Source organism: Polynucleobacter sp. AP-Elch-400A-B2 (assembly GCF_018688355.1).
Classification (GTDB): domain Bacteria; phylum Pseudomonadota; class Gammaproteobacteria; order Burkholderiales; family Burkholderiaceae; genus Polynucleobacter.
On sequence record NZ_CP061317.1, the window covers coordinates 221,891 to 237,071 of the forward strand.

Here is a 15,181-nt window from a genome sequence, read left to right on the forward strand (position 1 = left end):
GAAAAGAGTTGTATTGAATGAGTAAGGATTACGATCACCGCAGTATTGAAGCTGCAGCACGCGCTGATTGGGAAAGCTCGCAAGCTTATAAGGTAGTCGAGAACGCAGTAGATGCTTCTGGCAAGCCAAGACCAAAATACTATGCCTGCTCGATGTTGCCTTATCCATCAGGTAAGTTGCATATGGGGCATGTTCGTAACTACACCATCAATGATGTGATGGCGAGACAGTTGCGTATGCAGGGTTATAACGTGCTCATGCCAATGGGCTGGGATGCGTTTGGCATGCCTGCTGAAAATGCAGCGATTCAGAATAAAGTACCTCCAGCCAAATGGACCTACGACAACATTGCTTATATGAAAAAGCAAATGGCGGCGATGGGTTTAGCAATTGACTGGTCACGCGAAGTTGCTACTTGCAGTCCGGACTACTATCGCTGGAACCAATGGTTCTTTTTGAAGATGCTCGAAAAAGGTATTGCTTATCGTAAGACCCAAGTTGTGAACTGGGATCCAATCGATCAAACCGTATTAGCAAATGAGCAGGTAATTGATGGGCGTGGTTGGCGCTCTGGTGCTTTGGTAGAAAAGCGCGAAATCCCTGGCTATTACTTCAATATCACCGCTTATGCAGAACAATTACTGTCTGGTCTAGATAATTTAGGCTGGCCTGAGCGTGTGAAGACTATGCAGCAGAATTGGATTGGTAAGAGTCGTGGTGTGCGTTTTGCGTTTAAGCACGAGATTGCTGATGCGCACGGTAATTTTGTTCAAGATGGTCAGCTGTATGTATTTACAACGCGTGCTGACACCATTATGGGTGTTACTTTCTGCGCAGTAGCAGCTGAACATCCATTAGCAACATTGGCGTCTGCTAATAATCCTGAGTTAGCTGCCTTTATTGAGAAATGCAAAACGGGAAGCGTGATTGAAGCTGATCTAGCTACTCAAGAAAAAGAGGGTATGTTCACAGGTTTATATGTGACGCATCCACTAACTAAAGAGCCGGTACCAGTTTGGGTTGGTAACTACGTCTTGATGTCCTATGGCGATGGCGCCGTGATGGGTGTGCCTGCGCATGATGAGCGGGACTTTGCATTTGCTCTCAAGTACGACTTGCCGATTAAGCAAGTGATTGCTTTGCGCACTCCATCAGACATGTTCAATACTAGCCATTGGCAAGATTGGTATGCCCAAAAAGATGATGTCGTTTGTCTTAATAGCGGTAAGTACGATGGCCTGTCACATGAAGAGGCAGTGGATGCAGTAGCCAAGGATTTAGCAAATATGGGTGTTGGTGAAATCAAAACTACTTACCGTTTGCGTGACTGGGGTATCTCTCGTCAGCGTTATTGGGGAACACCGATTCCGATTATTCATTGTGGTGATGAGGGTAATCCTGGTTGTGGGGCAGTTCCAGTCCCTGAAGCGGATTTGCCGGTTGTATTACCAGAAGATTGCGTACCAGATGGTAGTGGTAATCCACTGAATAAACGTGCTGACTTCCTCAGTGTGAATTGTCCAAAATGTGGCAAGCCTGCGCGTCGTGAGACTGACACCATGGATACATTTGTGGATTCTTCTTGGTACTTCATGCGCTATACCGGTCCAGATGCGAAGACCATGGTTGATGAGCGTAATGAATACTGGATGCCAATGGATCAATACATTGGCGGTATTGAGCATGCAATTTTACATTTACTCTACGCACGCTTTTGGACCAAGGTCATGCGTGATCTCAATCTCATTACTTTTGATGAACCCTTCCAAAACTTGCTAACGCAAGGCATGGTGCTCAATGAGACTTATTACTCTGAAGAAGCATCCGGTAAAAAAACTTGGTTAAATCCTTTAGATGTAGAGCTCGAGCTAGATGAAAAAGGCCGCCCTCAAAGTGCCAAGCTGAAAGGCGATACTTCTGGTACACCAGTCATTATTGGTGGTGTTGAGAAGATGTCTAAGAGTAAAAATAATGGTGTTGATCCTCAAGCTTTAATTGATCAATACGGCGCAGATACTGCGCGCCTCTTTGTGATGTTTGCCGCTCCTCCTGAGCAGCAGCTTGAGTGGTCCAGTGCCGGTGTAGAAGGTGCCTCGCGCTTCTTGCGCCGCGTATGGATGTATTCCAGTAGTCAGGCGGATGCAATCCGTGCTGCCGGTGAAGTGTTGCCAGACGATTTAAATGAGGCAGAAAAAGAATTGCGTCGTGAAGTACATACCATTTTGAAGCAGGCGAACTTTGACTATCAGCGTCGCCAGTACAACACGGTAGTTTCTGCAGCAATGAAGATGCTTAATGTTTTAGAGCCTATAAAGCTGGGTGATAAGACTGCAGTGCGACCTGCTGTATTGCTTGAGTCTTTGAGTATTTTGATTCGGGTGCTTTACCCAGTCGTGCCTCACTTGACCCATGCCCTTTGGAGCGAGATTGGGTGCGATCAATCATTTGGCACTCTTTTGGATGCACCATGGCCTGTAGTAGATGAGGCTGCGCTGATTCAAACTGAGTTGACCATCATGTTGCAAATTAATGGCAAGTTGCGTGGCGATATAAGAGTGCCTGCCGATGCCACTAAAGAACAAATTGAGGCTTTGGCATTACAAAGTGAGCCTGCTGTCAAAGCATTAAACGGCGCTGCACCTAAAAAGGTGATTGTGGTTCCGGGTCGCTTAATTAATATTGTTGCTTAGATCGCTAACGCTTTATTTTGAACAGAAACTAAACACATGCGCGTAAATCACCTTCGACGTACTATGCTTGGGTTTCTCACCTTAGCCCCAGTCAGTGGTTTGATAGCCTGCGGCTATCGTTTGCGTGGCATGGTGGATTTGCCATTTAAGGTTATTGCAATTACTGGTAATCCATCACCACCTTTGCGCGCTGATTTGCAAACAGCGATCTTGACTGGTACTGATGCGAAGGTGGCGATTAACCCTAAAGATGCTGATCTTATCTTAGAGGTTACCAACGATCTAAATGGCCGTGAGATCTTGGCATATAACTCGAATGGTCAAGTTTCTGCCTACCGCTTAAATATTCGGGTCGGATTTAGGGCGTATGACAACACTGGCGCAGATGTTGTGCCTGAAGCTGAAATCTATATGACTCGCGATATGGACTTCTCGGTATCGACCGTTTTGGCTACCGATGTCCAAATACAACAATTTCTATCTTTGATGCGCAGAGATCTGGCCGTTCAAATTCTGCGTCGTGTTTCTGCATCCGCTCGAGCACCACAGGCTCGAAGCTTTTAAAGAATGACGACCCAACCGCATGGTTAAGAGCGATGCCCTACAGCTTCATTTGAAGTCGCTCAATTCTGCGGCTTCATTAAAGCCTCTTTACATCTTTAGCGGTGACGAGCCTCTCCTCATGATGGAGGCAATGGACCAATTGCGTGCCACTGCCAAAAAAATGGGTTACACCGATCGTGAAGTCTTATTGCAAGAGCGTGGGTTTGATTGGAGTGCTTTGTTAAGTGCTGGTCAGACTATGTCTTTATTTGGAGATAAGCGCTGGGTTGAGTTACGTATACCAACTGGTAAGCCAGGACGTGATGGTGCTGATGCGCTGAAGCAGTTCTCCGCCCAAATCGAGTCTCAGTCGCGAGGGCCTGATGGCCCAGATACGATTTTTTGCATCATCCTTCCTAAATTAGATGGGAAGACTAAAACCTCTGCCTGGTTTAGTGCTTTGGATGAGGCGGGTATGGCGATTCAATTGGATTCTTTGGATCGCACGCAATTACCGCAGTGGATTGCGGGTCGCTTAAAAAAACAGGGTCAAGAGGTGCAGTCGGGCCCAGACGGCCAACGCGCTCTAGCCTTTATTGCTGAGCAGGTAGAGGGAAACCTCATTGCTGCTCATCAAGAGATTCAGAAGTTGGGTTTATTGCATCCTGCAGGCGTATTAACTGAGGAGCAAATTCGGTCGGCTATTTTGAAGGTGGCACGGTATAACGTCTTCGAGTTGACTGAAGCGATGTTAGCTGGCGATCTGCCTCGCCTTAATCGCATGTTAGATGGCCTTAAAGGTGAGGGTGAGCCCCTAGTTCTGATTCTGTGGAGCGTAACTGAAGAGCTTCGGATACTATCGAAACTAAAAGCAGCAAGCGATGCTGGAGAGTCTGTGCAGAACTTAATGCGCACTAACCGTATCTGGGGCAATAAGGAGCGTATATATCCTATGGCTCTAAAGCGGGTTCAGCCTTTGAAGTTGCGCAGAGCGATGCAAGTGGCTGCAGGCTTGGATCGTCAGGCTAAAGGATTGCAGGCGGCGGAACTACCAGCAGATCCTTGGGATGGTTTGCGCTTAGTGGGTAATTTATTACGCTAGATAAAACAATATTAATTTTGACATAGTAAATATATGAGTGATTCAACAAATACCATTCAACACATGATGCAAGATATTGGCCGACGTGCTCGCCAGGCCTCACGTGCAATGGCGCGGGCATCTAGCGATCAGAAAAATCAGGCGCTATTGCATATTGCTAAGTTAGTTCGTGAGCGCTCTGAGGGAATTGTTGGAGTGAATGCACTTGATGTTGCTCGCGCCACAACCAATGGTCAGGATGCAGCGTTTATTGATCGTCTCACCATGACGCCAAAGACCATTGAGTCGATGGCCTTGGGTTTGGAGCAAATTGTTTCTTTGGAAGATCCGATTGGAAAAATTACGCCTTTACAAAAGCAGGCTTCGGGTATTGAGCTTGGTCAGATGCGAGTGCCGCTTGGTGTGATCGGCATCATTTATGAATCTCGTCCGAATGTCACGATTGATGCTGCCGCACTATGTCTTAAATCTGGCAACGCCGTCATTTTGCGCGGTGGCTCAGAGGCAATTGATTCAAATACCTTGTTAGCGCAATTGATTCAAGAAGGTTTGGACGCTGCTAATTTACCGATGGATGCAGTGCAGGTTGTGAGTACTACAGATCGCGCTGCCGTTGGTGAAATGATCACCATGACTAAATATATTGATGTGATCGTTCCACGCGGTGGCAAGAGTTTGATTGCTCGTTTGATGGCAGAAGCGCGCGTGCCAATGATTAAGCATTTGGATGGTATCTGTCATACCTATATTGATGCAGATGCAGATATTGCCATGGCGATTAAGGTTTGTGATAACGCCAAGACTCAGCGCTATGCACCTTGCAATGCGATGGAAACACTCTTGGTCAACAAAACGATTGCACCTCAAGTATTGCCAGCGCTTTGTAAGATCTACCAAGAAAAGGGTGTGGAGTTGCGCGTTGATGATCAAACCCGAAAAACTCTTGAGGCGGCGGGTTTTAAAGACTTAGTCAATGCCACTGAAGAGGATTGGCAAACAGAATATTTGGCACCCATTTTGTCGATTAAGACTGTGGCAGATATGGACGAAGCAATGGGCCATATTGAGCAATACGGCAGTAAACATACCGATGCCATCATTACCAATAATCAAGTGCAAGCCAATCGCTTCTTGCGTGAAGTCGATAGCGCCAGCGTGATGGTTAATGCCAGCACCCGTTTTGCCGATGGCTTTGAGTATGGTCTTGGTGCCGAAATTGGTATCTCAAATGACAAGCTGCATGCACGAGGCCCTGTAGGTCTTGATGGCCTAACTTCTCTCAAATACGTCGTCATGGGTCATGGCGAGATTCGTACTTAAATGCGTGCTTAATTCAGTTTTATTACAGAACGGAAATGATTGATCATGGGTAATGCATATTTATGGACTAAGACGCTGCATATTGTTTTGATTGCCTCTTGGTTTGCTGGTTTGTTTTATCTTCCACGTATTTTTGTGAACTTGGCTGATGAAAAAAATCCCGAGGTCCATGCGCGCCTTCTAGGAATGGCGAATCGCTTGTTTCGATTTATGACAATCTTGGCGGTACCTGCCGTATTGCTAGGCCTTGCTTTATGGTTGCATTTCAAAATAGGTTCGGGCGAAGTATGGATGCATGCCAAGATGTTCTTCGTGCTTCTGGTAATTGGCTATCACCATGCGTGTTGGGGCTTGCTCAAAAAATTCCGCAATGGCGTCAATACCCATTCAGGAGTTTGGTATCGCTGGTTTAACGAAGCGCCAGTCCTCCTCCTGTTGATCGTGACCGCTTTGGTAGTCATTAAGCCTTAATTTTTTTATTTCATCCCTTTTAGATTGCTAGCCTCATGAGATTTTTTGTTGTTTGTCCAGGTGGACTGGAAGTGCCTCTTGCACAAGAGCTAGCAAGTATTGCGCAGCGTCCTGACTGTAAAGCGCTGGGTGCTTGGGTGATTGATCCTACGCCTACGAGCCCTACAGGTGGAGTGGGTTTGGCGGCGCCAATATCGGCCGCCATGGCATTGAACTTACATTCACGGATTGCGAGTCGAATATTGCTGCAGATGGCGGAATCGCCATACCGTCAGGAAGAAGATTTGTATAAGCTGGCTAGTGGTTTAGCTTGGGAGGAGTGGTTTTCTTCTAAACAAACTTTACGTGTTGATGTCACTGCGCATCGCTCCCCACTGAAGAGTTTGAATTTCGCAACCTTGAAGATTAAGGATGCGATTGTTGATCGTTTGCGTGACGTCACTGGTGATCGTCCCAGTATTGATACCGCATTTCCAGATGTGCGGGTACAGGCTCATCTCACAGCAACGCATGCCACGATCTATTTGGATACTTCTGGTGAGGCCTTATTTAAACGTGGCTGGCGTGATGAAAAAGGTGACGCACCTTTAAAAGAAAATCTTGCAGCAGGTATCTTATCGATTACTGGTTGGAAGCCTTCGCAAACTTTATTTGATCCGATGTGCGGTAGCGGGACCTTCTTGGTCGAGGCTGCTCAAATGGCTTTGGCTATTCCGCCGGGGGCTATTCGGGCGGGGATTTATGGTGATGACGCTAAGCCGAGTCGACTCGCCTATCGCCCATTAGTCACTTCCGCTCATGGGTTTGGATTTCAGCGACTCAAGCCATTTAATGAGACTGCTGAACAAAAGCGTTGGGCGGCTCTGAAAGACGCTGTACATGCTGAGATGATGGATAAGCGCAAGCAATACCCAGACTCAGAGTCACTGGGTATTAGTGGTGGCGATATTAATGAGCGCTTGGTTGCCATGTTTAAGGGTAATTGGCAGCGGGCTCAATTACCAGGAATGCCAGTAACGCGTCAAATTGATGCTTTAGCAAGTAGGCCGCCAGCAAATGCTCAAAATGGTGTGATGCTATTGAACCCGCCTTATGGAGAGCGCTTAGTGATCAAGGGTGGACGAGGTCAAGATCGCTCTGCGGGCGGCGAGATGGAGCGAGATGACTATGAGCAAGCCGAGGAGCCAGAGGATCGCTATGCCTTTAATCTGGAAACAGGGCGTCAAAGCGCTAAACGCTCTAGCCGTGAGTCTCTTAAAAAGCTACAAGCTCAAGAAGATCAGGATCCTAAATTTGTCGAGTTCTTAAGGCAGTTTGGCCAGCATCTCAAGGATGTTTTTGGTGGCTGGAATGTCTTTGTATTGACGGCAGATATGGCCTTACCAGGTCAGTTGCGTATCAAGGAGTCTAAGCGTACGCCTTTATTCAACGGCCCTCTAGAATGCAGGTTGTTTAAGTTCGAGATGCATCCAAAACGTGATGCTGCATCCGATTTAAAATAAAAAGATCAATAAGGAAGACAGTAATGGAATTTAAAACATATATGTGCTTGATTTGTGGCTGGGTTTATGACGAAGCTGCAGGTTTACCTGAAGAGGGTATTGCACCAGGCACACTTTGGAAAGATGTACCCATGAACTGGACCTGTCCTGAGTGTGGTGCACGCAAAGAAGACTTTGAAATGATGGCGATCTAATAGATCAATTTAATTAGACAATATTTAAATTCATTAGCTAAATCGGGAAAAGAATCTTGGGAAAAAATGACATCTTATTTGAGCGCGCACAAAAAACAATTCCTGGGGGTGTGAATTCTCCAGTACGCGCATTTCGTCAGGTAGGCGGTACACCACGCTTTGTTGCTAAAGCCAAAGGCCCTTACTTCTGGGATGCTGAGGGTACGCGCTATATTGATTTGATTATGTCCTGGGGTCCCATGATCGCAGGCCATGCGAATCCAGAAGTGGTTGAGGCAGTTAAGCAGGCAGCAGAAACTAGCTTTAGCTATGGTGCTCCTACCGAAGGTGAAATTGAATTAGCGGAACGCATTTGTCAGTTGGTTCCAAGCATTGAGCAAGTGCGGATGGTATCGAGTGGAACCGAAGCCACCATGAGCGCTCTGCGTCTTGCACGTGGCTATACCGGTCGCGATCTCATTATTAAATTTGAAGGTTGCTATCACGGCCATGCCGACAGTCTTTTGGTGAAAGCAGGTTCTGGCCTCTTGACCTTTGCAGATTCAACTCAAAATGCACCGTCATCAGGGGGTGTTCCTAATGATCTAGTGAAGCACACACTGGTATTGCCATATAACGATGTGGCAGCACTGAAGGAGGTATTTACAAAGCAGGGTAACCAGGTTGCCGCGGTGATTATTGAGCCGTTTGCTGGCAATATGAATCTGATTAAGCCCTCAAAGGAATTTCTATCGACACTGCGTCAGCTAACAAGTCAGCATGGCAGCGTATTAATTTACGACGAGGTGATGACCGGCTTTAGGGTTGCTTTAGGTGGCGCCCAGTCGCTACAAGGCATCACTCCCGACCTCACTTGTCTTGGCAAGGTGATGGGCGGCGGCATGCCGATGGCTGCCTTCGGTGGTAAAAAAGAAATCATGTCTAAGTTAGCGCCTCTGGGTAATGTTTATCAGGCAGGCACCTTGTCTGGCAATCCGGTGGCAGTAGCAGCGGGATTAAAAACGCTGGAGATTATTTCTCGAGAAGGTTTCTTCGAGTGCTTGACTGGTCAAACTGAAAAACTGATGGCCGGCTTAAAGCTGGCTGCGGATGAAGCGGACGTGCCATTTGCTGTTGATAGCGTTGGTGGTATGTTCGGCTTTTACTTTGCCAATGAGGTTCCAACTTCTTTTGAGGCAGTGACTAAAACTGATATCGAAGCGTTTAAGAAGTTCTTCCACTTGATGTTAGATCAAGGGGTGTATTTAGCACCATCTGCGTATGAAGCTGGATTTACTTCTATTACTCATGACAATGCAGTTTTAGAAGATATCATCGCTGCAGCTAAAACTGCATTTAAGAAGTTATAAGAAGCGGAGTCAGAATTACATTCTGAGTGGATGGTCGTAACCATCCACTTGAATAATTTCTAGCTTCTTGCTCGATTTACCTGACTCTGGAATTTCCATGGCAGTGAGTTTGCCACCCCAGACGCAGCCTGTATCGAGGCCAATGACATTCCCATGCTGGAGCAGTCCTAGAGTGGACCAGTGCCCAAAGTAAATCAGGGTATCTTGAGTTTTTCGTTTAGGAGTTTTAAACCAAGGGATATAGCCTTTGGGACCATCCTCAAAGCCTTCCTTGCTCTCAAACTCCATCATGCCTGCTGGAGTGCAAAAACGAATACGGGTTAGTGCATTGGTGATAACGCGCAAACGTTCATATCCTTGAAGGGAATTACTCCACTTATTCGGGGTATTGCCATACATATTTGCTAGAAAATCTTTATAAGATTTTTTGCGGAGCACTTTTTCTACTTCTTGCGCGCATTCAATCGTTTGCTGCAGGTCCCATTGGGGTAGAACCCCAGCATGAACAGTAAGTACTTTTCCGTTACTCAGAGCCATTGGCCTATGGCGTAACCAATGCATTAACTCGGCTCTATCAGGTGCATCTAGAATGGGTTGTACGGTATCCAGCCCCTTAGTTTTTCGGATACCAGCATCTACTGCAAGCAAATGGAGATCATGATTCCCAAGAATGCATTCAATGCGTTGTTCTTCTTGTAATTTCTTGAGGTAGCGTAGGGTACCCAAGGAGTCAGGACCGCGATTGACAAGGTCGCCCAAAAAAATCATCTTGGATTGAACGGGTAGTTTTTTAACGAGTGTCTTCAAAGAGGGTGCACACCCTTGAATATCACCTACGGCATAGATCTTGCTCATGCCCTATCTTAAATCGGAAAGTGTCGGAGCCTACAACAAGTTAATCGGATGCACTTTCTGGACTAACCTTTTTGACAACGCTGTAGCGCACTAAGGTCTTTTTGCGTGCCTCATCATGGTTAACTACCGGCAGGGGATAGTCTCGCCCCAAAAGAATGCCGGCAGCCTCTAGTTCAATGTGACCAGCTTCCCAAGGTGCATGAATCGACTTCTTGGAGAGTTTTTCTAGTTGAGGCAAATACCGACGAATGAACTTTCCTTCGGGATCAAACTTTTGGGATTGGGTAATCGGGTTAAAGATGCGGAAGTAGGGTTGCGCATCACATCCCGAGGAAGAAGCCCATTGCCATCCACCATTATTAGAAGTCAACTCAAAATCGTTGAGGTGTTTTGCGAAATACAGCTCCCCCCAGCGCCAATCAATTCCTAAATCCTTGGTAAGAAAGCTGGCAACCACCATGCGTAGGCGGTTATGCATATAGCCACTTTGATTCAGTTGGCACATAGCAGCATCCACCAATGGATAACCCGTTTTGCCATCACACCAAGCTTTAAATAACTTCTTGGCAGTGGCACCACTTTCCCATTCGATATTGTCATAGTCTGGTTTGAAGGCTGCACCCTCAGCAAGGCGTGGGTGATTGGCCAGAATCATGAAATAAAAATCACGCCAGATGAGCTCGCTCAACCAGATCGTTGCACCCATACTGCCAGCAAGCATACGGCGGTGCGCTTCACGTACCAAGCCTCTAATAGAGAGCATGCCAAAGCGCAGGTGTGTCGATAAATAGCTCACGCCTTTGATTGCCGGGAAGTCTCGACCGATTTGGTATTGATCGATGCGGTTGAGGAAGTCCTCCAAGAAACTCTGGCCACCCTCAGATCCTGGCGGGAGATAAGTTTCAATACCTGTGGCGCAAAAGCCCATAGACTCTAGCGATGGAAAGGGCGTCTCTAATAATTTTGGGATAGCGGCTAACTGACCTTTTTTAGGATCGCAGTCATAAGCGGCAATATCTTTTTCTTTTAGTGTCTTAAGCCAATTATTTTTATAAGGCGTGAAGATGGAGAAGACGGTATTGGAGTTGGTGAGAATCTCTTTCTTCTCAAAGATGACCTGATCCTTGAAAGTTTCTAATTCAATACCAAGTTTTTCTAGTGATCTGGCAACAGAGGCATCGCGTGCAATTGCCGCTGGCTCATAGTCATGATTGGTGTAAACGGTGTTGACCCCCAAAGTCTCTGCAATTCTCGGAATGCACGTAGTGGGCCTGCCATACTGAACAATCAGTCCGCCACCTTGTTTACGTAATTGCGCATCGATTTGCTGCAGACCTTGCCAAATAAAGTCTACACGCCGATCATGCTTAAGGCCGCTTGCATCTAGATCTTCGGACTTTAGTGGATCCAGAATATCGGTATCGAAGATAAACGCTAGCCAAACTTGATCATTATTTTTTAGGGCGTGATGAAGCGCGGCATTGTCATACAGGCGTAAATCGCGGCGGAGCCAAACGAGAGCTTTTTTCATAGGCAACATCTTATGATCTATTGTCTAAAAGTGCTTGAATATGCGGAAATTTCTGTAAAATCGTACTTTATATGAACATGGCTAAAAAAGCCCCCGTGGGTCAAGCTTCAATACCCACCCAGACCTCCCAAGCTTCCGCTGTTAGGTCCTCAATTTCGTATTCTGCTGATCATTTAGCAAACCAATTCTTGATTGCCATGCCTGGGATGGTCGATCCCAATTTTGCAGGTTCAGTTATCTATCTTTTTGAGCATACTGAACGGGGTGCGATGGGCTTGGTGATCAACCGCCCAACCGAGCTCGATATGGGCGCCTTATTTGAAAAAATTGAGGTCAAGCTGGAGGCTGAGCCTGTATCTGAGCAACCAGTCTATTTTGGTGGTCCAGTGCAAATTGAGCGTGGATTTGTCTTGCACGAGCCCACCGAAGAAGTGGCTTACAGCTCTTCCTTGGCCGTTCTAGGGGGCTTGACCATGACGACATCCAAGGATGTACTCGAGGCCGTGGCAACAGGCTCTGGGCCCAGTAAATTCTTAATGACCTTGGGTTATGCAGGTTGGAGTGCTGGGCAACTTGAGGAGGAGATTACTCTCAATGGCTGGATGAACGTCCCCCTATCCCAGAAGCAAATGGTTGAGATTATTTTTGATACCCCTTCTAGCCAGCGCTATGATCGGACGATGAGTCTATTGGGGTTTGATCCATCCCATCTATCTGGCGAGGCAGGGCATGCCTGAGGGTATCAAGAGGGGCGCAGAGTTGACGGTCATGGCTTTTGACTTCGGGACGCGACGTATTGGAGTTGCCGTTGGCAATACTCTGACCAAAGCCGGCCAGCCCTTGAAGATTATTGCGGAGCCATCTGAGGATGTGCGATTTAGAGCTATTGAGACCCTGATCAAGGAGTGGCAGCCAAATCAATTGGTGGTGGGGCTGCCTTGCCATCCGGACGGTACAGAGCATGAGATGAGTGCCAGGGCCCACCGCTTTGGTAATCAGTTGCACGGACGCTTTCAGTTGCCGGTGGAGTGGGTGGATGAGCGCTATACCTCTGCCGTTTTAGAGGGTGATCCTGATATGCGAGACAATTTGGATGCACAGTCTGCGGCCTTGATTTTGGAGCAGTATTTTCTTGAGAAGAATTGGATTGGTTGAGATGAATGCAGAGCAGTCCTATCTGAAATTACTAGAGACTTTGAGTCAGCGCAAAAAGGCTGGCGATGTATTTAAGTTGGCTGGTCTTGCAATGGGTGGGGCTTGGATTGCGGAGCGCCTAGCTGCAGATTTAATCCTTCCCCACTTTGGTGTCATTAATGTGGCGTTTCATCGGGATGACTATGCTGAGAAGGGCATGACAGCACTTCGAACCGCTAGCACCATGTCTACCCATCTCCCTTTTGAGGTGAATGGCGCAAACGTGATTTTGATTGATGACGTTTTGCTTACTGGTCGTACAGTTCGTGCTGCTCTGAATGAGTTGTTTGATTTTGGTAGACCGGCACGTGTCGAATTGATGGTTTTGGCTGATCGTGAGAGTCGTGAGTTACCGATCTCAGCAGATTTTGTGGGGGAGCAAGTGAGTATTTCAGAGAGTCAAATATTAGTTTTAGAAAAAGATGGTGCTGGCAAGTTTAGCTTTCAATTAGAGGGGCGTGCAGCATGAGCGGAACTATTAATCAACCCAGCAATTTTGTAAATCAATTTAATGCCGCTGGTGAGTTAACTCATTTGCTGACTTTGGAGGGCTTGCCAAAAGAACAAATTCTTCACATTCTCGATACCGCACAACAGTTTGTCAGCGTGACAGATCCTGCCCGAGAAGTAAAAAAAGTTCCACTGCTTCGTGGCAAGAGTGTCTTCAATCTGTTCTTTGAAAACTCCACTCGTACTCGTACTACTTTCGAGATTGCTGCTAAACGTTTATCAGCGGATGTCATTAATTTAGATATCTCTACATCCTCTACCGCAAAAGGTGAAAGTCTTTTAGATACGATTGATAACTTAGTGGCAATGCAGGCAGATATTTTTGTAGTGCGCCATAGCACCTCAAGGGCACCGATCGAGATCGCCCAACATGTGCCTGCACACGTTCACGTGGTGAATGCAGGCGATGGTAGCCATCAGCATCCTACTCAGGGCCTGTTAGATATGTACACAATGCGCCACTTCAAGAAAGACTTTAGTGGTCTCAAAGTGGCTATCGTTGGAGATATCGTACATAGCCGTGTAGCGAAATCTAATATCTGCGCCTTAAGAACCTTGGGCTGTTCGGATATTCGTGCGATTGGCCCTGAGAGTCTGTTGCCAAGTGATTTAGATATGCTGGGGGTAAAGGTATTCCATAGCATGGAAGAGGGTCTAAAAGGTGTTGATGTAGTCATGACCTTGCGCATTCAGAAAGAGCGCATGGAAGTAGGTCAAGTCCCAGAAGGAGATGCCTTCTTCAATCAGTATGGTTTAACGCCCACACGTCTTGCTTTGGCTAAGCCTGATGCCATCGTAATGCATCCAGGCCCTATGAACCGTAGTGTTGAAATTGATTCTGTTGTAGCCGATGGCCCTCAATCAGTCATTCTCAATCAGGTCACCTTTGGTATTGCGGTGCGGATGGCGGTGATGTCTATTGTGGCAGGCAATTAATTGCTTAAGAAATAATCCGCAATTTGCTGTTTAAAAATTCTTGGCTCATCTTGCAGCCATTTTCTATACACACCAAAATCTGCATAGTGTTTGGGGAAGTTTTCCATCACATCATTAGCAAGTTGACCAAAGGCTTCCACAAAATTTGGGGCGCCACTATCAAATTTGTATTGTGATGGTATTGGCAGATCAATTGCATTTCCAGCTGAACCCAATTCTCCAGTGATAAGGCAGCATCCATGCATAGCCGCTTCGCGTGGCATGCGATCTCTGCCAGGATGGTGACCAAAATCAATATACAGTTTTGCGCTATAGAGCTTTTCTGATAGTTGATTACGGTTTAAACCCTTGAGGGGGAGAAATTGCCACTGAGGGTAGTGTGCAATTAATTGCTGGGTGACTTTCCATCCCTTGGTTGGGTTATACAAAATAATATTCTTCTTGTGGTCAATTTTGTCTAGATATTTGTCTGTGAGGAAATCTTCATTGATTGAATCAATTAATGGAATGGGGTCGATACCGCAGGATTTTAGATATTGGGTTGAGTGCTCTGTCTGTGAGAAATGCAGGAGACTCTTTAGATTCTTGGCGCCACCCCAAGGCCTGCGCCCTTGAAGTACTCTTTTGAAGTAGCGGACACGATCATGCAGTGGCCAAATGTGTCTACGCTCTAAAAAGTTCTCTAGGGAAAGCCACCATAAAGCTGCCTTTGCATGCTTTACTTTGAGCGCGAGCATTGGATCCACTTCGGGAAAAATGATTAGATTGCCAGGTACGTCCTCATATGGGGCTGACTGAGTTTGGTAGTGCTCATAAGGTGCGGGTGGCTTTGCCGTTTCTGAGAATGGCAGGTAGCACAAATACGCCGGCAAGCCCAAGCTATTCATATGTGCAGTTAATTGATGAAGTGCTTCTGGACCCCCAGTAACAGCTCCCGCTGGGCAAACTACTAATATTTTTTTAAATTTATGCATCTAGGGATCA

15 protein-coding genes are annotated in these 15,181 nt (G+C 46.6%); 12 read left to right on the plus strand and 3 right to left on the minus strand.

Annotation, left to right across the window (positions count from 1 at the left end):
* The first annotated feature begins 17 nt into the window (after positions 1–17).
* The 8 genes from leuS to hemL are packed head-to-tail and all read left to right on the plus strand — an operon-like array spanning position 18 to position 9,171.
* Positions 18–2,690 (plus strand): leucine--tRNA ligase, encoded by a 2,673-nt coding sequence (leuS, locus tag FD977_RS01205; protein WP_215305774.1) that lies wholly within the window; start codon positions 18–20, stop codon positions 2,688–2,690.
* A 36-nt stretch (positions 2,691–2,726) separates the two neighbouring features.
* Positions 2,727–3,254 carry an LPS assembly lipoprotein LptE gene (lptE, locus tag FD977_RS01210; protein WP_215305775.1) on the plus strand — a complete coding sequence of 176 codons (528 nt, stop codon included), beginning with the start codon at positions 2,727–2,729 and terminating at the stop codon, positions 3,252–3,254.
* Positions 3,255–3,273: 19 nt separating this feature from the next.
* Positions 3,274–4,335: a DNA polymerase III subunit delta gene (gene holA, locus FD977_RS01215; RefSeq protein ID WP_215305776.1), complete on the plus strand. Its 1,062-nt coding sequence runs from the start codon at positions 3,274–3,276 to the stop codon at positions 4,333–4,335.
* 33 nt (positions 4,336–4,368) lie between these two features.
* On the plus strand, positions 4,369–5,655 hold the full coding sequence (locus tag FD977_RS01220; protein ID WP_215305777.1) for a glutamate-5-semialdehyde dehydrogenase: 1,287 nt from the start codon (positions 4,369–4,371) through the stop codon (positions 5,653–5,655).
* Positions 5,656–5,700: 45 nt separating this feature from the next.
* Positions 5,701–6,126 (plus strand): CopD family protein, encoded by a 426-nt coding sequence (locus FD977_RS01225; RefSeq protein ID WP_215305778.1) that lies wholly within the window; start codon positions 5,701–5,703, stop codon positions 6,124–6,126.
* A 35-nt stretch (positions 6,127–6,161) separates the two neighbouring features.
* A complete protein-coding gene (locus tag FD977_RS01230) occupies positions 6,162–7,628 on the plus strand; it encodes a class I SAM-dependent RNA methyltransferase (RefSeq protein WP_215305779.1) in 1,467 nt (488 codons plus the stop codon).
* A 23-nt stretch (positions 7,629–7,651) separates the two neighbouring features.
* Entirely contained in the window at positions 7,652–7,822 is a 171-nt protein-coding gene (locus FD977_RS01235) for a rubredoxin (protein ID WP_011902084.1), read from the plus strand.
* Positions 7,823–7,878: 56 nt separating this feature from the next.
* On the plus strand, positions 7,879–9,171 hold the full coding sequence (gene hemL, locus FD977_RS01240; RefSeq protein ID WP_215305780.1) for a glutamate-1-semialdehyde 2,1-aminomutase: 1,293 nt from the start codon (positions 7,879–7,881) through the stop codon (positions 9,169–9,171).
* Between the two features lie 15 nt (positions 9,172–9,186).
* Here hemL and FD977_RS01245 read toward each other — a convergent pair whose 3' ends face one another.
* Positions 9,187–10,026 carry a symmetrical bis(5'-nucleosyl)-tetraphosphatase gene (locus tag FD977_RS01245; protein WP_215305781.1) on the minus strand — a complete coding sequence of 280 codons (840 nt, stop codon included), beginning with the start codon at positions 10,024–10,026 and terminating at the stop codon, positions 9,187–9,189.
* A gap of 40 nt (positions 10,027–10,066) precedes the next feature.
* Entirely contained in the window at positions 10,067–11,557 is a 1,491-nt protein-coding gene (locus FD977_RS01250; protein WP_215305782.1) for a deoxyribodipyrimidine photo-lyase, read from the minus strand.
* A 152-nt stretch (positions 11,558–11,709) separates the two neighbouring features.
* On the opposite strand from FD977_RS01250, the gene FD977_RS01255 reads away from it, so the two are divergent.
* Genes FD977_RS01255 through FD977_RS01270 form a run of 4 tightly spaced genes read left to right on the plus strand, consistent with a single transcriptional unit; the run spans position 11,710 to position 14,197 of the window.
* Positions 11,710–12,294 carry a YqgE/AlgH family protein gene (locus FD977_RS01255; protein ID WP_215306997.1) on the plus strand — a complete coding sequence of 195 codons (585 nt, stop codon included), beginning with the start codon at positions 11,710–11,712 and terminating at the stop codon, positions 12,292–12,294.
* Positions 12,287–12,712 (plus strand): Holliday junction resolvase RuvX, encoded by a 426-nt coding sequence (gene ruvX, locus FD977_RS01260; protein ID WP_215305783.1) that lies wholly within the window; start codon positions 12,287–12,289, stop codon positions 12,710–12,712. Before FD977_RS01255 ends, ruvX begins: the two co-directional genes overlap by 8 nt.
* The gene (gene pyrR, locus FD977_RS01265) at positions 12,705–13,220 is read left to right on the plus strand and encodes a bifunctional pyr operon transcriptional regulator/uracil phosphoribosyltransferase PyrR (RefSeq protein WP_215306999.1); all 516 of its coding nucleotides are present in this window, start codon (positions 12,705–12,707) and stop codon (positions 13,218–13,220) included. Before ruvX ends, pyrR begins: the two co-directional genes overlap by 8 nt.
* A complete protein-coding gene (locus FD977_RS01270; protein WP_215305784.1) occupies positions 13,217–14,197 on the plus strand; it encodes an aspartate carbamoyltransferase catalytic subunit in 981 nt (326 codons plus the stop codon). Before pyrR ends, FD977_RS01270 begins: the two co-directional genes overlap by 4 nt.
* Here the strand turns inward: FD977_RS01270 and FD977_RS01275 are convergent.
* Complete coding sequence (locus FD977_RS01275) at positions 14,194–15,171, minus strand: hypothetical protein (RefSeq protein WP_215305785.1); 978 nt, start codon at positions 15,169–15,171, stop codon at positions 14,194–14,196. The two genes, FD977_RS01270 and FD977_RS01275, sit on opposite strands and share 4 nt — an antisense overlap.
* Between the last annotated feature and the right edge of the window lie 10 nt (positions 15,172–15,181).